Source organism: Nocardia sp. NPDC051463 (assembly GCF_040681975.1).
Lineage (GTDB): Bacteria > Actinomycetota > Actinomycetes > Mycobacteriales > Mycobacteriaceae > Nocardia.
Genome location: NZ_JBFBAB010000007.1, coordinates 183,030 through 206,492, shown reverse-complemented (window position 1 = coordinate 206,492; position 23,463 = coordinate 183,030). Strand labels below are relative to the sequence as shown.

Here is a 23,463-nt window from a genome sequence, read left to right as displayed (position 1 = left end):
TCTCGTCGAGGGTCAGCACCAGCTGGTAGGCGACACCATCCTGCTCCGGATAGACCGTGCGCAGCGCCTCGTGCCTGCCGAGGACATCGGTGACTGCCTGCTGCAACGCCGAGATATCCAGATCGCCGGTCAACCGGACCGCGACCGGGATGTTGTGCACTGCCGAGGTGGTGTCGAAGCGGTTGAGAAACCACATCCGCTGCTGCGCCAGTGACAGCGGAATCAAGTCGGGGCGTCCCTCGGGTACCAGTCGACGGCGCGGCGCACCGGTCGTGCTCAGTTCACTCACCGTCGCAGCCAAGCCCGCCACCGTCGACGCCTCGAAGAGCGCACGAACCGGAATTCGGGTGCCGAGGGCTTCCCCTGCCCGCGCGGTGACCTGGGTGGCGTCCAGCGAGCTGCCGCCGAGCGCGAAGAAGTCGTCGTCCAACCCCACCCGCTCGACCCGAAGCACGTCGGCGAACACGGCGGCGACCAGGCGCTGCGTGGCATTGATCGGCGCTCGAAATCGTCTGGGCTGCAATACCGGTAGCGGTAGCGCACCGCGGTCCAGCTTGCCGCTGGTGTTGAGCGGGAACTCGGTCAGCTCGACGAGTGCGGTGGGCACCATGTATCCGGGCAATTCCCCGGCCACCGCCGCCTGTACCGCGTCGAGGTCGAGCTCGCCGTCCGACGTGCCAACCACATACCCCGCGAGGTAGTCACCGGTATCGGCACTGATCAACCGCGCCGCGGCCCGACTCACCCCTGGCACTGTGAGCAAGGCGGTCTCGATGTCGGCGAGCTCGATACGCTGGCCGCGGAATTTCACCTGGAAGTCGACGCGGCCGAGGTAGACCAGTTCGCCGTCCCGGCTCCACCGCACCAGGTCGCCGGTGCGGTACATCCGGTCACCGCAGCGGCCGAACGGGTTCGCGACGAAGCGATCGGCGGTCAGGTCCGTCCGCCCGTAATAGCCGCGCGCCAGCTGATCGCCCGCCAGATACAGCTCACCGGGGACCCCGATCGGCACCGGGCGTAGCCGCGAATCCAGCACGTAGACCTGGGAATTCCACTCCGGTTCACCGATCGGCACCAGCGGGGCGTCGTCGGTGGTCACCTCGCGTGCGGTGATCGAGACAGCGGCCTCGGTCGGCCCGTAGAGGTTGTGTACAGCAGCGGCGCTGACGGCGTGGAAGGCGGCGATGGTCTCGGGCGCCAACGCCTCGCCGATGACGAAAACCTCACGCAGCGAGTCGAGTTCCGCCGGCTCGGCGTGGGCAGCGAACACCGAAAGCATGGAGGGTACGAAGTCGGTCAGCGTAACCCGATGGCGAGCGATCATTTCCGCGAGGTAGCGGGGATCGCGATGGCCGTCCGCGGCGGCGAGCAGCAGGGTCGCACCCGCGCGCAGCGGCAAGAAATAGCCCCACAGCGAGACATCGAAGGTGGTCGCGGTCTTCTGCAAGTACACATCGCCGGTGCGGATGCGGTATTCGTCGTGCATCCAGGCCAGCTGGTTGGCGATAGCGCGGTGCTCGATGGCCACGCCTTTCGGCCTGCCGGTCGAGCCGGAGGTGAAGATGACGTAGGCCGGATGCTCGGGGCGCAGCGCCGCGAGCCGTTCGCGGTCGCCGATCTTGGCGACCGAGTAGCCCGACAGCTCGAGCTCGTCGAGGTGGATCAGGGGAAGATCGGCCGCGTCGGGCAACGCGAAGCCGGTCGAGCGCGTGGTGAGCACGACGTGCGGCCGTGCGGTGTGGAGAATGTGCCGAATTCGTTCGGCAGGGTGATCGGGGTCTATCGGTACATAGGCCCCGCCCGCCCGCAGCACCGCGTACATGGCCACGACCAGTTCGATCGATCGTGGCAGCGCGAGCACCACCAGCGTCTCCGGTCCGATGCCGGTCTCGATCAGCAGCCGAGCCAGTCGGTTGGCGCGCTCGGAGAGCTCGGTGTAGGTCAGCTCCGTCGTATCACTCACCAGTGCCACCGCATTCGGGGTACGCCGAACCTGGTTGTCGAACCCCTCGTGCAGGAACCGGTCGACCACCTTGTGCCCGCTGGCATTCCAGCTCGCGGTGACATAGTCGAGTTCGCCCGCGTCCAAGAGTTCGATATCGCCGACCGGGATATCCGGCGTCGCGACGACAGCGCGCAGCAACCGCAGGAACTTCACGCCGAACTCGCGGACGGTAGCGGGGTCGAACAGGTCGGTGGCATAGGTGAATTCGGCGCGGTAGTCGGCGTCGGCCGCACCGGTGTCGGAGATGGTCAGCTGGAGATCGAACTTGGCGAACCCGGGATCGAAATCGACGATGTCCGCGGCCAGGCCCGGCATGGTCAGTGCGATCGGACCGATGTTCTGCATGAATATCGCGACCTGGAACAGCGGGTGCCTGGCCTGGGAACGGGCCGGATCGACCACCTCGACAAGGCGCTCGAAGGGGATGTCGCTGTGCGCGAAGGCCCGCAGGTCGCGGTCGCGGGCGTGGGCGAGGAGGTCGGCGAAGGACGCCGCACCACGCACCTCGGTACGCAGCACGAGAGTGTTGACGAACATGCCGACGAGGTCGTCGAGGGCTCGATCACCGCGACCGGCGACCGGGGTTCCGATCGCGATGTCGGAGGTGCCCGAAAGCCTGGCCAGCAGCGCGGCCAGCGCGGCGTGCAGCACCATGAACGGCGTGGCCCGATACCGTGCGGCGATCGCATCGAGCTGCGCCCGCAGCGCGGTATCGATGGCGAACGCGTGAGTCGCGCCGCGGTAGGAGGCGGTCGAGGGCCGGGGACGATCGGCGGGTAGCTCCAATTGGCCAGGTAGCTCGGCGAGTTCGGCGGCCCAGAAGTCGAGCTGACGTGCGGCCGTGGATTCGGGGTCGGCTTCGTCCCCGAGCACCCGCTGCTGCCACAGCGCGTAGTCCGCGTACTGCACCGTCAGCGGCGCCCAGTCCGGCCCGCGTCCGCTGCCGCGGGCGGAATACGCGGTGATCAGGTCACGCATCAACGGCCCCATCGAGACGCCGTCGGCGGCGATGTGGTGCACCACCAGGACCAGCGTGTGGTCCTGTGCGCTGCTGCGCAGCAACCGCACCCGGACCGGGATCTCCTCGGTGACATCGAATCCCTGACCGGCGATCGCCATGACCGCGCCCGCAAGGTCCGCCGCCGGGACCTCCGCGGGCGACAGATCGAACACGGCATGCACCGAACGCACCTGCTGGACCGGTCCGGCGTCGGTCTGTGGGTAGACGGTGCGCAGGATCTCGTGCCGCGCGACGATATCGGTGATCGCTACCGACAGCGCCTGGACATCGAGCGCGCCACGCAGCCGTAGGGCGACCGGAATGTTGTCCACCGCCGCGGCGTCGAAGACGTACGCGGACTCGGTGTCGGTACCGAACCGGTTGAGGAACCACATCCGCCGCTGCGCGGGCGACAGCGGAATACGCTCCGGCCGAGTCCCTGCCACCAGAGCAGGACGAGCCGGTGCGCCTGCGGCGGACAAAGCGGCCAGCGCCGCCACAGTCGGACGGTCGAAGAAGTCACGAACATCGACGCCGACCCCGAGCGCGGCCGCGACCCGGGCAATGGCCCGCGTCGCCATCAGCGAATTGCCACCGAGGGCGAAGAAATCGTCGTCGGCTCCGACCCGGTCCGCCTCGAGCAGCTCACCGAAGATCGCCGCGACAGCCCGTTCTGCCGCGGTGGTCGGTTCCCGGTATGCCACAGCGCCGGAGCCGAATACCGGCTCCGGCAGCGCACGACGATCCAGCTTGCCGTTGGCATTCACCGGCATCTCGTCGAGCACCATGACCAACGACGGCACCATGTACTCCGGCAGCTGCGCTCGGGTGGCCTCGAGCACCGCGGCGGCATCGAGCACGGCAGCGCCGTTGGCAACGACGTAGCCGACCAGATGGTCGCCGCCCGCATGCTGGTGCAGCACCACCACAGCCTGCGCGACCTGGTGGTTGCGCAGCAACGCCACCTCCACCTCACCCAACTCGATGCGCAGGCCACGCAACTTCACCTGAAAATCGGTGCGGCCCAGATACTCGAGCTCCGCCGGGCCGCCGTCGACAGCGGGCAGCCAGCGGGCCAGGTCACCGGTGCGGTACATGCGTTCACCGGGCGGGCCTTCCGGATCGGCCACGAACCGGTCGGCGGTCAGTCCGGGGCGCGCCACGTAACCGCGGGCCAATTGCACACCGGCCAGATACAGCTCCCCGACGACGCCGCTCGGCACGGGCCGCAGATTGTCGTCCAGCACCAGAAGTTCGGAGTCATCGGCGGGTGCGCCGATCGGCACGGTCGTGACATCCGCGGCGGTCACTTCGTGTGAGGTGATATCCACCGCGGCCTCGGTCGGACCGTAGGTGTTGTACAGGCACGCCCCGCTGATCGCACGGAAGGCGGCGCCGGTCGCCGCGGGCAGCGCCTCACCCGAAGCGATCACCAGACGCAGCGTTTCCACTGCCGCCGCGTTCGCCGGATCCACCTCCGCGATGAACACCGCCAACATCGACGGCACGAAATGTGCCACGGTGATACCGCATTCGGCGATCACGCGAACCAGATAGGCCGGATCGCGGTGGCCATCGGGCTCGGCGATCACCAGCCGCGCGCCGACCTGCAACGGCCAGAAGAACTCCCACACCGAGACATCGAAGGTGAACGGTGTCTTCTGCAGCACCACATCGGTCGTGTTCAGCCGGTGCAGCCGCTCGCGCCAGCGCAGATTGGCGACGATCGACCGGTGCGATACCGCAACACCCTTGGGCCGGCCGGTCGAGCCCGAGGTGAAAATGACGTAGGCGGTACTGTCGCCCAGCGGCCGGGGCCAGGCATCGAACGATTCCGGTGCGACCGCGTCGAACCGATCGATCCGCAGCACGTCGATACCCGCGGGCAGCTCCGGCTCATCGCGGGTGGTGGTGAGCACCAGTACCGGTGCGGCGACCTCGAGCACATAGGCGATGCGCTCGGCGGGGTGTTCGGGGTCGATCGGCACATAGGCGCCGCCTGCCTTGAGGATCGCGTACATGCCGATGAGCAGTTCGAACGAACGGTGCACCGCGAGTCCGACCAGCGAGTCCGGGCCGACACCCCGCTCGACCAAGTGGTGGGCAAGCGCATCGACCTCGGTGTCGAACTCGGCGTAGGTGAGAGTCGCGCCCGCGTACTCCAGCGCGACCGCATCGGGCGTCAGTCGAACCTGGGCCTCGAACTCGCTGATCAACGTCTCGGTCGGTGCGAAATTCGTCGGCAGCACCCCCACCGCCGCGTCGAGTGCGTCATCGAGCAGCTGCTCGAGAATCGCGCCGAGCGCGCCGTCTGCCGAATCCATCAGTTCCGGCAACTGACCCGACACCACCACCGGCACCAGTGCGTCCGGGCCGAGCGCACCACCCATGGCCTCGTCGAGCACCCTGAGCTCGGTGGCCAGCACACCGTAGGTGATCGCGGTGTCGGCATGACGCAACGCGATTCGATCCGGATCCAGCTCGGCGACCGTCCCGATCAAGCCTGGTAGATCATCGATTCCGTAGGCGCGGCGCAGCGCCGCACGAGGATGCGCGGCACTATCGTTGCCGAGCTCGCTGGATGCGACCGATTCTGCGTGGGACATCAGCTATTTCCTTCCGAATCGATGGCCAACCCAGAGTTGGCGACGACGGTGTGCGTGTCGGTGAGCAGCGTCCGCAGCACTGCGGCGAGACCACTGCCGCCGAGCGCGGCCAAGACGCCGGGCACCAGCCCGGCGAGAGAGACATTGATCAGCGCTTCCGGTTTCGCCGCCGCGCCCATCGCCGCGGCGACCGCCGCGATCTTGGCGGCGAGCTGGCCGTAGGTCACTGTGTGCGCGCCGTATTCGAAGGCGATGACGTCGGGCGCGATGTCCGCCGCGGCCTCGATGAGCGCGGGCAGCTCGGCCACTGCCGGCGGCTCGATGGCCGCGCTCGGTGCGCGCCGCACCTGGTCCGCGCCGGTGCGGATGTCGATGGCCCGGATCGCGATCGATGGTTCTGCCACCACGATCGAGAACACCCGCAGTAGCCGATCGGCGAACAGCCCGACCGTGGCGGCATCGAAAATGTCGGTCGCGTAACCGAATCTCAGCTGTAGTCCGGCCGGTTCGCCTGCGGCGTCGAACTTTTCGATGCCAGTGAGCTGTAGATCGAACTTCGCCTCGGCCAGTTCCAGATCGAGTGCCTCGACCGCGAGCCCGGGCAGCGCCACCCGGCCCGCGGGCATGTTCTGGAAGGTGAACATGACCTGGAACAGCGGGGTGTAGGTGCTCGACCGCGTACGCTCCAGCGCGTCGACCACGCGCTCGAACGGCACATCGGCGTGCGAGAGCGCCGCCACATCCCGGTCCCTGGCCTGCCGGAGCAGATCGGCGAAGCCGGTACGCGGGTCGATCTCGGTGCGCAGCACGACCGTGTTGACGAACATGCCGATCAGATCGTCGAGCTCACGTTCACCGCGACCTGCGACCGGAGCGCCGATGGCGATGTCACCGGTACCGGACAGTTTGGCGAGCAGCACCGCGAATGCGCTGTGGATCAGTGTGAACAACGTCGTGCCGTGCTCACGGGCGACGCGGTTCAATTGGCGGTTCAGCTCGGCATCGACCGCGCGATCGAGCGTGGCGCCGCGCATTTCCCGGCGCGCGGGCCGTGGCCGATCGGTCGGCAGTGCGAGAACCTCGGGTAGGCCGGCCAATTCGGTGGTCCAGTACGCGAGCTGCCGCGACAGCAAGCTCGCCGGATCGCGATCGGAACCCAGGATTTCGCGCTGCCACTGGCTGTAATCGGAGTACTGGATCTCGAGGGGGGCCCAGTCCGGTCGCTGCCCGGCGACTCGGCTGAGATAGGCGCGCACCAGATCGCGGGTCATCGGTGCGACCGAGTAGCCGTCGGCACTGATGTGGTGTGCCACCACCACGAGAACGTGCTCGTCCCTACCGGTTTCGAACAGCGCGATCCGGACCGGTGGTGCGGTGGTGATATCGAAACCGGTGGCGAGGAACTCGTCGAGTTGCGTGCCGAGGTCCGAAACCCGCACCGGAATCGGCGTCAGGTCGATGCTGACCGCGGTGGGGTCGAGGACCTCCTGCACCGGCCCGTGCTCGGTGTCGGGATACCTGGTGCGCAAGGCTTCGTGCCTACTCAGCACATCGAGGACCGCGGCAGTGAGCGCGTCGAGGTCGAGCACGCCGGTCAGCCGCAGGGCGGCCGGGATGTGGTAGGCGGAGGAGTCCGGGGCCAGCCGATTGACCACCCACATCCGCTGCTGTGCGAGCGAGAGCGCGGCGGGCGTGGCATCGCAACGACGACCGAGTGCGGGCCGCCCCTCGGTGTCGTCCAGCTCGGCGACGTGCGCTGCGAGCGCGGCCACCGTCGGCGACTCGAATACCGAGGAGACCGGCACCCGGACACCGAGGGCAGCACTCAGCTGCGCGGCCAGCCGGGTCGCCATCAGCGAGTTGCCGCCCATGGCGAAGAAGTGATCGTCCAGACCTGCTGTCGCCGCGCCGATCACCGCGGCGAAGACGGTGGCCACGAGCTGTTCGTGCTCGGTGCGCGGCGCGCGGAAAGCGACTTCGGTGTACACCGGGTCGGGCAGTTGCGCTCGATCGACCTTGCCATTCGCGCTGAGGGGCAACGACTCCAGCACGACGATCGCGGCGGGCACCATGTATGCGGGCAGCTCGACGGCCACCGCCTTGCGCAGTTCGACGGCCAGGTCGGCACGGGCCGCCGAACCCGATTCCGGTACCGCGACGTAGGCGATGAGCCGAGTGCCTGCCCGCTCGTCATCGCGCGCCACCGCCACCGCCGCACGCACCATGGGCAGTCGCCGCAACGCGGACTCCACGTCACCGAGTTCGATGCGGAAGCCGCCGATCTTGACCTGGAAATCCGATCGCTCGAGATACTCCAGGACGCCGTCCGGACGCCGGCGAACAATGTCGCCGGTGCGATACATCGGCTCGGCCGCGGCCACGAAGGGATCTGCGACGAAGCGGTCCGCGGTCAATGCGGGTCTGCGGTGATAGCCGCGCGCCAATTGCGCACCGGCCAAATACAGTTCGCCGGGCACGCCGACGGGGACCGGCTGGAGCCGGGCATCGAGGACGTAGACCCGGCTGTTCCACGCGGGCGCACCGATGGGCACCACGTGTGACGGGTCCGCACCCACTTCGAACGCCGTGATCGACACCGCGGCCTCGGTGGGGCCGTACAGATTGAACAGCCGGGTGCGAGCCGCGCGCCGCCGGAACTCGACCGCGGTGGCAGGCGGCAGTGCTTCACCGATGGCGAGGACCTGGCGCAGCGAGAACGGCAACGGCGCATCCGGCGCGGCGGCGAGCAGCATGCCCACGAGTGATGGCACCGCGTGCAGCACCGTGACGCCGTGCCGCTCGATCAGCGCACGCACGCGGTCGGGATCGCGTTCGGTGCCCGCTCTGATCACCACAAGGCGACCGCCGGTCACCAGAGGCGACCAGAACTCCCATACCGAGAGGTCGAAGGTCGCCGGGGTCTTCAGCAGTACGCAGTCTTGCGCGCCGAGTGCGAAACTGTCTCGCAGCCACGCCAACTGGTTGACGATCGCCGAGTGCGCGACGGTGACGCCCTTGGGCAGGCCCGTCGAACCAGACGTGAAGATCACGTAGGCCGGGTGTGACTGTCGCAAGGGGCGGATCCGGTCGGTGTCCCGGATCGGTGTCGGCGCACAGCCCGTCAGGTCGATCCTGTCGACTTCCAGTGCTGCCACGCGGGTTTCGATCGGCAGGCCGTCGGTGGAAGTGGTGAGAATGCATGCGGGCGCCGCGGTATCGATGATGTGGGCGATCCGTTCGACCGGCTGGTCCGGATCGATGGGAACGTAGGCTCCGCCCGCCCGCACCACCGCGTACATGGCGGCGATCAGATCCACGGACCGACGCATCGCCAGCACGACGGTCGACTCGGGCCCCACGCCTTCGGCGATCAGCCTGCGTGCGAGCCGGTTCACCCGAGCATCGAATGCTGCGTAGGTGAGGGTGGTTTCGGGTGCGACTGTCGCGTCGATCAGCGCCACCGAATGCGGTGTCGCCGCCGCCTGAGCGTCGATCAGATCCGCGAGCGTGACCGGCTCGACGTGGTGCGCGGTGCGATTCCACTCGTCGAGCAGCTGTGCCCGATCGACCTCGCCGAGCAGGTCGAGGTCGCCGACCAGCGTGTCCGGCCGAGTGGCCACTGATTCGAGCACCCGGTGCAGTGCGGCCGCGAATCGCTGTGCGCTCGCGGTCTCGAACAGGTCCGTTGCGTAGCCGATGGCAAGGTCGATGCCGCAGGGCGCACCGTCAGCGGCGTAATTGTCCACCGCGAATAGGTGCAGATCGAATTGCGCGACAGTGCTGTCGAATTCGACTTCCCGCACCTCGAGGCCCGGCAAACGGAGTGTTCCTCGATCGTGGTTCTGGAAGGAGTAACCGACCTGGAACAGCGGGTGCCGTGCCGTCGAGCGCTGTGGGTTCAGCACGTCGACCAATCGCTCGAAAGGAACATCGGCGTGCGAGAAAGCCGCGATGTCCACTGCCCGCGCCCGGCCGAGCAGTTGTTCGAAGGTCTCGCCGCCATCGACCTGGGTCCGCAGCACGAGCGTATTGACGAACATACCGATGACGTCGTCGAGTTCGGCCGCGCCACGGCCCGCGATCGGCGTACCGACCGCGATGTCCGAGGTCCCCGACAACCGCGCGAGCAGGGCGGCGAAGGCGGCGTGCACCACCATGAACAAGGTTGCGCCGGTGCGCCTGCCGAGTGCGACGAGCCCCGCATGCAGGTGCGCGTCGACGCCGATCCCGACCTTGCCGCCACGCATGCTCTGACGCGCGGGCCGCGGGTGGTCGGCAGGCAGGGGCAGCTGCTCGGGCAACCCGGTCAGGGTCTCGGTCCAGTAGGTGATCTGTTGCGCGGACAGCGAGGTGGAATCGTCTTCCGCGCCGAGCAATGCGCGCTGCCACAGCGCGTAGTCCGCGTACTGCACGGCCTGCGGCGTCCAGCCGGGCGCATTGCCTGCGCAGCGTGCGGTGTAGGCGACCATCAGGTCCCGAATGAACGGCGTGATCGACGACCCGTCCGCGGCGATGTGGTGCACAACGGCGGCGAGCACGTAGTCCGGGCCGATCGCGAACAGCCGCATCCGAATCGGGACGTCCACGGTGACGTCGAAGGTGGTCGCGGCCAGTTCCCTGATCCGGTCCGGCAGCTCGGTTTCGGTCACCTCGATCGGATACAGCGACGGAATCGCCTGGGTGGCAGGCATGATCAGCTGCGTCGGCGCACCGTCGAACTCGGGGTAGCGGGTACGCAGCGATTCGTGCCTGCCGATGACATCGCCGACCGCGGCCTGGAGTGCCGCGACGTCGAGGACGCCGGAGAGCCGAAGGGCCAGCGGGATGTTGTAGGCGATCGACGATCGGTCGAAGCGGTTCAGCAACCACATCCGCTGCTGGGCGGGCGAGAGCGGGAGCCGATCGGGACGCGCGCCCGCGACCAGCGCGGGCCGGGCGGCCGCTCCGTCACCGGTGGTCACCACGACCGCGAGGTCGGCCACCCGTGACGCCTCGAACAGCGCACGGACCGTTACGGCACGCCCGAGTGCGGCCCCGATCCTGGCGGCTGCCTTGGCGGCGAGTAGGGAGCTGCCGCCGAGGGCGAAGAAGTCGTCGTCGGCGCCGACCGGACGCGGCTCGGCCGTACCCACGCCGAAGCCGAGCACCTCCGCGAAGACCCCGGCGACGATCTCTTCGGCGAGGGTCGTCGGCTTGCGATAGGTCTTCGCCTCGAAGACCGGCGCGGGCAGCGCGGCGCGGTCGAGCTTTCCGTTCACCGTCAACGGAATGCGATCGACCATCACGATCGCGGCGGGCACCATGTGCTCCGGCAGCCTGCGCGCGAGCGCCAGCCGCAACGCCGCGGTGTCGGAGAGGCCCGCGCCGACCACGTAGGCCACGATGCGCGGCTCGTCGACGAGGTCGGTGCGCACCACGACCGCGACCTCGCTGACCGTCAGCGCGGCCTCGTCCAGCAGCGCGGCCTCGATCTCGCCGAGCTCGATACGGAACCCGCGCAGGTTCACCTGCTGATCGACTCGGCCCAGATACTCCAACTCGCCGTCCGCCGTCCAACGGGCGAGGTCACCGGACCGATAGGCGAGCGCGCCGCCACCGACGTACGGGTCGGCCACGAACCGACTCGCGGTCAGCGCGGGGCGGCCGAGGTATCCGCGCGCCAATTGCCCACCCGAAACATAGATTTCGCCGGGCACCCCGACCGGCACCGGGCGCAGCCGAGCATCGAGCACCCGCACGGCCACACCGGGGATCGCGCTGCCGATCACACTCGCCGATCCGGTGCCCGCCTCGATCGAGCGATGCGAGACGTGCACCGTTGTCTCGGTGATGCCGTACATATTCACCAGTCGTGGCCCGTTCGGACGCCGCTCGAGCCACGCCTTCAGGCGCTGCGGTTCCAGTGCCTCGCCGCCGAAAATGACATAGCGCAAAGACAATTCGTGCCGTGACTGGTCCATGTTGTCGGCCGCGATCAGCTGATAGAACGCCGAGGGTGTCTGGTTGAGGACCGTCACACCTTCCGCGGCGAGCAGTTCCAGGAACTGCTGCGGCGAGCGCGAGGTGTAGTAATCGACGACAACCAGCCTGCCGCCGTAGAGCAGCGCGCCCCACAGCTCCCATACCGAGAAATCGAAGGCATAGGAGTGGAACAGCGTCCAGACATCCGACGGCCTGAACTCGAACCTGCCCGTTGTGTTGTCCAGCAGCCGCAGCACATTGCGGTGCGGGATGACGACACCCTTGGGTCGACCGGTGGAGCCGGAGGTGTAGATGACGTAGGCGGTATGTGCCGGGTCCAACGGTCGGCGACGATCGGCGTCGGTCACCGGTGCACCGTCGAAGGAGGCCAGATCGGCGGCATCGATCTCGATGACCGGACCACCGAACCAGCCGCGCGCCAATCCGGTTTCCGCGCTGGTGATCGCGCAGATCGGCCGGGCATCGTCGAGGACGTACTCGATCCGGTCCGCCGGATAGTTGGGGTCGATCGGCAGGTAGCCGCCACCGGCCTTCACCACCGCCAGCAGCGCGACGATCAGGTCCACCGAACGCGGGAGCGCCACCGCGACCAGCGCTTCCGGCCCGACGCCCGCGGCAATGAGCCGCCGGGCGAGCCGATTGGACCGGTCGTCGAGTGCGGCATAGGTCAGCGACCGATCACCTGCCCGTACCGCGACGGCGGCCGGGTCGATCACCGCGGCCAGGGCGAACCGATCGGCCAGGGTGCCGGTCACGGCAGTCCGCTGCCCCGGTGTGCCCGCCCACTCGTACAGCGCCCGATGCTGCTCCTGCGCGCTGAGCAGTTGGATGTCACCGACGACCACCGTCGCATCCGCGGCGATCGCGGCCAGCACCTGCGTATAGCGGCGACCCAGCTCCGCGATTGTCGTAGCATCGAAAATATCTGTGGCATAGGTGATTTCGATATCCATGCCGTCGGCGCGACCGCCCGCATCGTTCGACTCGAGCACCGTGAACTGCAGATCGAACTTGGCGGCGACCCCGTCGAACTCGACCGGACGCACCAGCAGACCGTCCATTTCCAGCCGCGGCAACGCGAAGTTCTGGAAGGTCATGGCCACCTGGAACAGCGGATGGCGGTTCTGCGCCCGGGTGGGGGCGAGGAGTTCCACCAGCCGTTCGAAGGGAATGTCCGCGTGCGAGAGTGCTTCGATGTCCTGAGCGCGCACCGTGTCGAGCACGGTCTCGAAGCGCGCTCTGGTGTCGATGTGGGTGCGCAGTACCAGCGTGTTGACGAACATGCCGACGAGGCCGTCCAGCGCGGCCGCGCCGCGACCGGCGACCGGCGTGCCGATCGCGATGTCCTCGGAGCTCGACAACCGGGCGAGCAGTACCGCGAGCGCCGCATGCATAGTGGCGAACAAGGTGGCGTCCCGTTTGCGCGCCAGCTCGCTCAGTTCGCTGTGCAGGTCGGAATCGATGCGCAGCCAGTGGGTGTCGCCACGATAGGACGACACGAGGGGGCGCGGGCGGTCGGTGGGCAGTGCCAAATGTTCGGGCAGGCCCGTGAGGGTCTGTCGCCAGTACTCGAGTTGACGATGCGTCCGGGACGCGGGGTCCTCTGCGGCACCGAGGTTTTCGGCCTGCCACAGTGTGTAGTCGACGTACTGGACGGGCAGTGCGGCCCACGCCGGGGCCGTGCCCGCGCTGCGTGCGGCGTAGGCGGTCATCAGATCACCCGCCAGCGGCCCGAGGGAGAACCCGTCGGCCGAGATGTGGTGCAGCACCAGCGCCAGGACATGGTCGATGGAGTTCGGCCCGTCGATGACGAACAACGCGGCACGCAACGGCAGGTCGCTCGTCACGTCGAATGTCGTCGCGGCGAAGGTGGTGAGCTGGTGCGCTAGTTCGGATTCGGTGATCGGGTCCGGCCGCAGCACCGAGACAGCCGTTGCGCTCGGAAGGACCACCTGTTCGGCACCGTCGGGTCCGTCCGGATAGACCGTGCGCAACGTTTCGTGGCGGTCGACCACATCGGCCAGCGCGGTGCTCAACGCGGCGACATTCAGCGCTCCGGTGAGGCGAAGCGCGACCGGAATGTTGTCGACGGCAGCTCCGGGACCGATCTCGGCATTCGACAGGAACCTGTTGCGCAACCACATCCGCTGTTGGGCAGGCGACAGCCCAACCCGCTCAGGACGCGGCCGCACCACCAACTCGGTGCGGCCGCCCTCCCCCGCGTGCGCTTCGGCCCGTGCCGCCAGCGCGGCGACCGACGACGCCTCGAACAGCATCCGCACCGGAAGCTCGGCATCCAACGCCGCACCGAGCCGAGCGAGGACCTGAGTGGCATTCAGCGAGTTCCCGCCGAGCCCGAAGAAGTCGTCGTCGAGCCCGACCCGATCGACCCCGAGCACCGCACCGAAGACACGCGCGACAATCTCTTGCACCGCAGTCGTCGGCGCGCTAAACGCCGCGGCCTCGAACACGGGTGCGGGCAACGCCTTTCGATCCAGCTTGCCGGAGGCATTGAGCGGGAATTCGTCGAGCACCACGAAGGCCGAGGGCACCAGGTAGCCCGGCAGCCGCCTGCTCAGCGCGGACCGCACAGCGTCGAGGCCGATCGTCGCACCGGGCTCCGCGACGAGGTACCCGACCAATTGGGTGCCTGCGTGCACCATGACGACGGCCTGCGCGATCGAATCCCTACCGATGAGGACGGATTCGATCTCCCCCGGCTCGATCCGCACACCGCGCACCTTCACCTGGAAGTCGGTGCGGCCCAGGTAGCGCAGTGCGCCACCACTGGTCCAGGCCACCAGATCACCGGTGCGGTACATCCGCGCTCCGGACGGGTCGAATGGATTGGCGACGAACCGATCGCTCGTCAGCTCGGGCCGCGCCACATATCCGCGCGCCAGCTGCGCCCCGGCCAGATACAGCTCACCCGGCACACCGGGCGGCACCGGACGCAGTCGGCCATCCAGCACGTATACCTGGGTGTTGGCCACCGGCACACCGATCGGCACGGTGTCGACGTCCGCGTCGGTCACCTCGTGGGCGGTGACGTCGACGGCCGCCTCGGTCGGACCATACAGATTGTGCAGCCGGGCGCCGGTCAGTTCGCGCAGTCGATGTGCGGGTCCGGGCGGCAGCGCCTCACCCGAGCAGAACACCAGGCGCAACGAATCACACGACGCCGCTGCGGCATCAGCGACGAAGGCGATCAGCATCGAGGGCACGAAATGCGCGACCGTCACGCGCTCGTGCTGGATGACCTGCGCGAGATAGCGCGGATCGCGGTGCCCGTCCGGCGCGGCGACCACCAGCCGTGCACCGACCTGCAAGGGCCAGAAGAACTCCCACACCGACACGTCGAAGGTGGCGGGCGTCTTCTGCAATACCGTGTCCGCGCGGCCCAGCCCGTAGGTGTCCTGCATCCACACCAGCCGGTTCACGATCGCGGCGTGCGAAACCGCGACCCCCTTCGGCCGCCCGGTCGAACCGGAGGTGAAGATCACGTACGCGTCGTTGTCCGGTGCGAGCGCACCGAGCCGATCGGTGTCGGTCAGCGGCGCATCGGAATAGTCGCTGTCGTCGAAGAGGTCGACATCGAGCACCGCCCACACCCGGTGCCGATCCGTGCCGGTGAGATCCAGTCCGTCGCCTGAGCGACTCAACACACACACCGGACGCGCGGTCCGCAGCACGTGCTCGATCCGTTCGGCCGGATGGTCCGGATCCATCGGGACGTACGCACCACCCGCCGTGAGCACGGCGTACATCGCGACGACGAGGTCCACCGAGCGAGCCATACCCAAGGCCACGGCCGTGCCGGGGCGGACGCCGATGGACACCAGCAGGCGGGCCAGCCGATTCACGCGGCTCGCGAACTCCGCATACGACAGCGCGGCACCGTCGAACGAGAGGGCGATCGCGTCCGGGGTGCGTGCCACCTGCGCCTCGAACAGCGACACCAGCGTCGCGGTGGGGTCCATGTCGTGTGCGGTCGCGTTCCAGGTGTCCAGTACCAGGACGCGCTCCGGACCGGACAGCAGTTCGATGTCACCGACCCGAAGCTGTGGGTCGGTGCCGACTGCGTCGAGTACTCGGCGCAGCCGGGCGGCGAACACAGCGATGGTATCCGCGTCGAACAGATCGGTGGCGTACTCGAGGACCGCCGCGATGCCCGCCGCAGCGCCGGTGCTGTCGGTGGACTCGGTGAGGGTCAACTGCAGGTCGAATTTCGCTGTCCGCGAGTCGATGTCGAGGACGGACACCTCCAGACCGTTGAGGACCGGCGAGGTCCGCGCGGTGTTCTGGAAATCGAGCATGACCTGGAACAGTGGATGCCGTGCCGTGGAACGCTCCGGATTCAGCACCTCTACCAGCCGCTCGAAGGGGACATCGGCGTTGGCGAAGGCACGCAGGTCGCCCTCGCGCACCGCGGCGACCAGGTCGGCGAACGACAGCTCCGGACGCACGACGGTGCGCAGCACCAGGGTGTTGACGAACATGCCGACCAGCTCGTCGAGCGCCTGATCGCCGCGACCGGCGATCGGCGTGCCGATCGAAACATCCTGCTGCCCCGCGAGTGTGGCGAGCAGGGTGGCGAAGGCAGCGTGCACGACCATGAACAGCGAGGCGTGCGACTCGTCGGCGAGCTCGCGCAGTCGGCGGTGGGTCGCCGCATCGATGGCGAACACGTGGCGGTCCCCGCGGCCGGAGGCGAGCGCGGGACGCGGCCGGTCCGCGGGCAGGGTCGAGGTATTGGGCAGGCCGGCCAGTTCGGTGGACCAGTAGCGGAGCTGCTCGGCGATCAGCGAGTCGGGATCTGCTTCCGCGCCGAGTGTTTCCCGCTGCCAGAGCGTGAAGTCGGCGTACTGCACCGGCAGCGGTGTCCAGGCGGGCTCGGTGCCCTCACACCGTGCGGCGTAGGCGAGCATGAGGTCGCGGGTGAGCGGCGCGATCGACCAGCCGTCCGCGGCGATGTGGTGTATCGAGACAACGAGCACGTGCACTGCGCCATCAGTGGTGTCGGTGCGCGCACCCGTCCGCAGCAAGGTCAGCCGCACGGGGGCGGCCTTGTCGACGGCGAAAGGCAATGCCGCGATGGCACGGATCCGATCGTGCAGGTCCGCGTCCTCGACCGGCTCGACGATCAATCGTGCCGGTGTCTCGTCGATCGGCAGCACCTGCTGGCAGGCAATGCCGTCCACCGCCGGGTAGCTGGTGCGCAGCGTCTCGTGTCTGGCGAGCACATCGCCGATCGCGGCGGACAGCGCGGCCCGATCGAGGACACCGGTGAGCCGAACGGCCGCGGTCAGATTGTTCGCGACCGAGTCCGCGTCGAACAGGTTGAGAAACCACATCCGCTGCTGCGCATAAGACAACGGCACCCGGTCCGGACGCGGCCGGGCGACGAGCGGCCGACGTTTCGCGGTCCCGCTCGCCGCAGGCAGATTCGCGGCGAACGCGCAGACTGTCGGATGTTCGAACAGCATTCGCACCGGAACATCGGTGCCGACGACGGCCCCGATGCGCGCCGCGATCTGCGTGGCCACGAGCGAATTTCCACCCAGTGCGAAGAAGTCGTCGTCGAGGCCGACCCGGGCGAGGCCGAGTACCTCGCCGAACGCCTCGGCGACCACCTGCTCGGCAGTGGTGGCGGGCGCGCGAAATGCCCTGGGGGCCTGCACCGGGTCCGGCAGTGCCTGGCGATCCAGCTTGCCCGAACTGGTCAGCGGCATCGCCGCGAGCCCGACATAGGCGGCAGGCACCATGTAGGAGGGCAGCGCCGCCCGCAGCCGCCGCGCGAGCATCGCGGCGAGCTCCCGCTCGGGAATGGCGGTGACCACGTAGGCGACGAGCATGTCTCCGGCGGGATGGGCGAAGACTCGCACCGCGGCCGCCCGCACGTCCGGCGCGGCGACCAGCGCCGCCTCGATCTCCCCGAGCTCGATCCGCTGTCCGCGCAGCTTCACCTGGAAGTCACTGCGGCCCAGGTATTCCAGCGCACCGGCACGCGTACGCCGCACCAGATCACCGGTCCGGTACATCCGCGATCCCTGCGGACCATAGGGGTTGGCGACGAACCGTTCGGCACTCAGGTCTGCCCGCCCGTAGTACCCACGTGCGACCTGGACACCGGATAGATACAGCTCGCCGACCACCGTTTCCGGCACCGGACGCAGCCGCGCATCGAGCACGAGTACCTGGCTCGCGCGGACCGGAAGCCCGATCGGCACCGGACCGGTGCGCGCCGCGTCGACCGGTGCGTGCGTGGCGTGCACCGTGAATTCCGTCGGCCCGTACAGATTGTGCAGTTGGGCCGAGCTCACCGCGGCGAAGTCCGCAGCGGCTTCGCCGGTCATCGCCTCGCCCGCGACGAAGACGGTGCGCAGCGACTCGATCGCCGCACCGGGAGCGGCGTCGGCGAACACCGTCAGCATCGACGGCACGAACGACGTCATGGTCACCGAGTGCGCCGCGATGAGGGCTGCGAGATAGCCGGTGTCGCGATGCCCGTCGTGCTCGGCCACCACCACCCGAGCGCCCCTGGCCAGCGGCGCGAACAACTCCCACACCGACACATCGAAGGTCGCGGGCGTCTTGAACAGCACGACGTCATCGCGGCCCATGCCGTATTCGTCGGCGATCCAGGTGATCTGATTGACCATCGAGGCGTGCTGGACAGCAACGCCTTTCGGCCGCCCGGTGGAGCCGGAGGTGAAGATGACGTAGGCGGTGTTCAGCGCACGCAACGGTCGCGCGCGCTCCGCATCGCCGACCGGCGCGTCCGAGTACCGCGCGCCATCGAGCGCATCGAGCGCGATGACCGGGACATCGGCTTCGACCTGCCAACCATCGGCGGCGGTGGTCAATACACACACCGGCCGTGCCGAGGCGATGACGTGTGCGATCCGGGCGCCAGGCTGGTCGGGGTCGACGGGCACATAGGCGCCGCCCGCGGTCAGCACGGCGTATGCGCCGACCACCAGTTCGGCCGAGCGACGCATCCCGAGTACCACCAGCGACTCGGGTTCGACACCCGCATCGATCAGCGCCCGCGCGAGACCATTGACCCGGGAGGACAATTCCGCGTAGGTGAACGTGCGATCGCCGTCCAGCAACGCCACCGCATCAGGGGTCCGGCGCACCTGCTCCTCGAACGCGGCGAGCACGGTACCCGTAGCAGGAGTTACGCGCGCGGCCCGACCCCGCTCGATTGCCCGCCGCTGTCCGGCGGCGTCGAGTAAGGGCAGGTCGCCCACCGGCAGATCGCCATCAGCTGTGATCGCCCGCAGTAGCCGCACCAGCCACCGCGCATAGTCCGCGATGGTGGCTTCGTCGAAAAGATCGGTCGCGTACGTGAATTCCGCACGGACCCCCGTCGGTGCCGAACCTTCCTCGAGTCCGGCACCGACGAAGCTTTCGGTGACCGTGAGCTGGAGATCGAACTTGGTCACTCCAGTGTCCAGAGTACTGGTGGCAACCGACATGTCGGGCAGTTCGAGGGTGATTTCCTGTGTGTTGTCGAAGGCGAGCATGACTTGGAACAGCGGGTGGCGCGCCGGCGAGCGTGTCGGGTTGATGGCCTCGACCAGCTGCTCGAACGGCAGCTCGGCATGACCGAAGGCGGCGAGGTCGACCTCGCGCACCCGGCGGAGCAGGGTGGCGAACGAGGCGGCGGCATCGACCTCGGTGCGCAACACCAGGGTGTTCACGAACATCCCGACGAGATCGTCGAGTGCACGCTCGCCGCGACCGGCGACCGGGGTGCCGATCACGATGTCGGCAGTGCCCGACAGCCGCGACAGCAGCACAGCGAGCGCACCGTGCACGACCATGAACGTCGAGACACCCTCGGCGCGAGCCAGATCGGCAATATCGGCATAGAGGTGTCGCGGCAGGACAAAACCGAACACCGCGCCCGCACCGGAGGACACCGGCGGCCGCGGCCGGTCGGTCGGCAGCTCGAGCTGGTCGGGCACCCCGGCAAGGGTCGCGGTCCAGAATTCCAGGTGTCCGGCAGGGCAACCCAGCTCACGCTGCCAAAGGCTGTAGTCCGCATACTGCACGCTCAGCGGCGACCACCCCGGCTCGACACCGCCGCGTCGCGCGGCGTAGGCGGTCATCACATCGCGCGCCAGCACCCGCAGCGAAAGGCCGTCGGCGGCGATGTGATGCAGTACCAGAACAACCGCGTGACTGCCGTCGTCCACTGTAAAAATGCGGGCACGAAAAGGAATCTCGTGTTCCAGATCGAAACCGCGAGCTGCGAAGCGGAGCAGTTCCGCATCGAGCTCGCGGGCGCCGATAGGTTCGGCAACGCCGACAGTCTCGGCCGTCGGAAGGACAACCTGCCGCGCCGCGACACCTTCGTCCGCGCGCACGGCGGGGAAAATAGTACGCAGCACCTCGTGCCTGGCGAGAACATCATCGAGCGCCGACCACAACGCGGCGATATCGACCTCGCCGCGCAGTCGCACCGCGAAGGGCATGTTGTACCCCGCGCCGGAACTGTCGAACCGGTTCAGGAACCAGATCCGCTGCTGTGCGGGGGAAAGCGGAACCAGCGGCGGCCGCGGCCGCGCCCGCAGCAGCGCGACAGCGCCCCCGCCGCCGGTTCCTCCCGCCCGCTCGATCAGTTCGGCGAGTTCGGACACCGTGGTGGCGGTGAACAATTCGCGAACTCCGAGCCGGCAGCCCAAATCGGCGGCGAGCCGGGCCGCCACCTGGGTGGCCACCAAGCTGTTTCCGCCGAGTGCGAAGAAATCGTCAGTGCGGCCGACGCGCTCGTGGCCGAGCACCTCGCCGAACACCCTTGCGATGGTCTGCTCCACCGGTGTCGCCGCGGCGACGTACTCCGTGGTGGTCCGCTCCGGCGCGGGCAATGCCGCACGATCGAGCTTGCCGGAAGCATTGACCGGCAGCGCGTCCAGCACCACGAAGGCCGCGGGCACCATGTAACCGGGCAGCGCCCTGATCGCCGCCGCGCGCAACTGCCGCGGCCGCACCGATCCCGGTTCGGACTCCACGGCATAGGCGACCAACTGCTCACCGATCCCGGCATCATTACCCACCACGACCACCGCACGCACCACCGAATCGACCGTGCCGAGCACCGATTCGATTTCGCCGAGCTCGATGCGCAGCCCTCGCAGCTTGACCTGGAAGTCCGTGCGACCGAGATATTCGAGCTCACCGGCAGTGGTCCAGCGCACCAGGTCACCGGTGCGGTACATCCGATCACCCGACGCGGACGGGCCATCCGGTCGGCCGAACGGATCGGCGACGAACCTGCCCGCCGACAGTCCCGGCCGGTCGAGGTAACCCCGGGCGAGCTGTACCCCCGACAGATACAGCTCACCCGGCGCCCCGACCGGTACCGGCCGTAGCCGCGAATCGAGTACATAGAGCCGGGTGTTGAACACCGGCCCGCCGATCGGCACCGAGAGAGTATCGGCGTCGGTGACTTCATGAAAGGTCACGTCGACGGCGGCCTCGGTCGGGCCGTACAGGTTGTGCAGCCGCGCGCCGGTGCGCACGCGCAGCCGCTGAGCCAGCGCGGCGGGCAGCGTCTCGCCGGAGGCGAACACCATCCGCAGGGCGTTGCGCGCCGTGAATTCATCATGCGCCAGAAAAGCTTCCAGCATCGAGGGAACGAAGTGTGCTGCTGTCACGCCGTATTCGGCGATGACAGCGCGAAGGTAAGCCGGATCGCGGTGCCCGTCGTGCTGCGCGAGCACCAGGGTCGCACCGACCTGCAGCGGCCAAAAGAACTCCCACACCGACACATCGAAGGTGGCGGGAGTCTTCTGCAGCACTACGTCCTCGACGCCGAGCCGGTACATCGACTGCATCCACACCAACCGGTTGACGATCGCGTCATGGGTGACCGCCACACCCTTCGGCAGCCCGGTCGAACCCGACGTGAAGATCACGTACGCCGGATGATCGGGCCGCAATGCTGCGGTGCGTTCCCGATCCCAGACCGGCCCATCGCCACAGCCTGGATCCGACCGATCGACGGACACGACAGGAAGACCGGAAACAGCAGGCGCGCCATCGCGTTCGGTGGTCAGCACGCAGGCCGGGCGAGCGGTGGCCAGGATGTGCGCGGTGCGTTCCGCGGGATGGTCGGGGTCGAGCGGAACATATGCAGCACCGGCCGCGAGCACCGCGTAGATCGCGACGAGCAGTTCCGGAGAGCGCCGGATGTTCAGCGCGACAGTGGCTTCGGGCCCGACACCGAGCTCGATCAGCTGCCGTGCCAGCCGGTTGCTGCGGGAGGCCACCTCGCGATAGGTCATGGCCTGCCCGGACTGGTCGGCGTATCGCACTGCTACCGCATCCGGCGTGCGGGCGACCTGCGCCTCGAACAAGGAGACCAGTGTCGCGACCGGAGCCCGGCCTGCCGATCGACCGGGCAGTACCGCGCCGACGTCGTAGGCGGTCGCATTCCAGATCCTGGTGCTGACCTCGAGCTCCAACTCGGTCGCGACCCGAACCGCATCCACCGGTGCGTCGGGATCGCATGCCAGCAGCCGCTGCAGGTATTGCAGGAAACGCGCGTGGTGGCGGGCGATTTCGTCGGCGCTGTACAGATTCGGATTCGCCTCGAAATCCACGTGCACGCTGTCGCGCTCGCCGTAGTACACGTTGAAGCTGAGGTCCTCCACCGGCCCGGTCGAGAGCACGTGATACCTGGCCACCGTGTCGCCGAGGGTCAGGTCGTTGCCGAACAGCATGATGTTGGCCAACGGACCGAACAGCGCACGTCGCGCGGGTTGCCCATCGTGTTCGGCATCGCGGCGGATGTCCTCGTGCCGGTATCGCTGATGCCGCAGTGCGCCTGCCACCTCGACCCGGGTCGCCCGCAGTATCTCCCCCCAGGTCACCGGGGCACCGGACCGGGTGCCGCCGACCGGCAGTCGCAGCGGCACGATATTCGACAGCATCCCCGCCGAGCGCCGCATCACCGCCGTCGTGCGCGCGGTCACCGGCAGGCTGAGCACCACTTCGTCCCGATCGGTGAGCCGTCCGAGGTAGCAGGCGAAAGCCGCGAGCAAAACCACCGCGAAGGTCGAATTCTGGCTCGAAGCAAGGATATTCAGCTCTTCTACGAGGCGCTCTGGCAACACACGGCCCGTAATCAGATTCATCGCCGCCCGCGGCGCGGTGCGGCCGTCGAGGCTGGTCGCGCCGTCCAGGCCGGCGACCCGCTGCGCCCAGTGCGCACGGTCGGTGGCGTATCGCGTGCTGTCGCGGTAGGCGCGCTCGCCTTCGACCAGCGCGGCCAGCTTGCTCGGCGTCGCCGCGGCGAGCTCAGTGCCGAGCACCCGCGCGGTGTAGCGCTCGGCGACCCGGTTGGTGCTGGTCAGCGCACCGTATCCGTCGAAGACGAGATGGTGTGCCCGCAAATACCAGAAGTACCGCTGGTCGGCGACCCGCAATACGGCGCATTCGGCAAGGCGATCGGCGATCACATCGACCGGTGCGCTCATATCCGTCCGCATCCATTCGTGCGCGGCGGCAATCGGATCGGCGTGGGTGCGCAGATCGATCAGTGTGATGTCTGTGGAAAGTTCCGGGTCGACGCACTGATAGGGCACGCCGTCGGATTCGCCCAGTCGCACCAGGATCGATTGGCATTCGTAGGCCGCCTCGATCGATTCCTCTTGCAGGATCGCAAAATCCAGTTCACCACGCACATCCACGTACTGCGCGATATTGATCGGCACATCCGGATCGATCAGCTGCGCGTACCACACCCCCAGCTGCGCGGGCGCGAGCGGAAATGGTGTCGGCGCGGGTGGCACCGCCCCGGTATGGGCGGTCTCATCCGGCCGTGCACCGAACTCACCCAACTCTGTACCGTGCAC

At 68.2% G+C, this 23,463-nt stretch carries 2 protein-coding genes (1 of these 2 cut by a window edge); both read right to left on the bottom strand.

The annotated features are described in order from the left end of the window. A protein-coding gene (locus tag AB0M74_RS13205) for a non-ribosomal peptide synthase/polyketide synthase (RefSeq protein WP_364905828.1) crosses the window boundary here: on the bottom strand, positions 1-5,611 show its start. Its footprint begins 19,649 nt before the window's first position; only the first 5,611 of its 25,260 coding nucleotides appear in the window; its start codon is at positions 5,609-5,611; its stop codon lies beyond the left edge, outside the window. Next, positions 5,611-23,463 carry a non-ribosomal peptide synthase/polyketide synthase gene (locus tag AB0M74_RS13200; protein WP_364905825.1) on the bottom strand — a complete coding sequence of 5,951 codons (17,853 nt, stop codon included), beginning with the start codon at positions 23,461-23,463 and terminating at the stop codon, positions 5,611-5,613. Before AB0M74_RS13200 ends, AB0M74_RS13205 begins: the two co-directional genes overlap by 1 nt.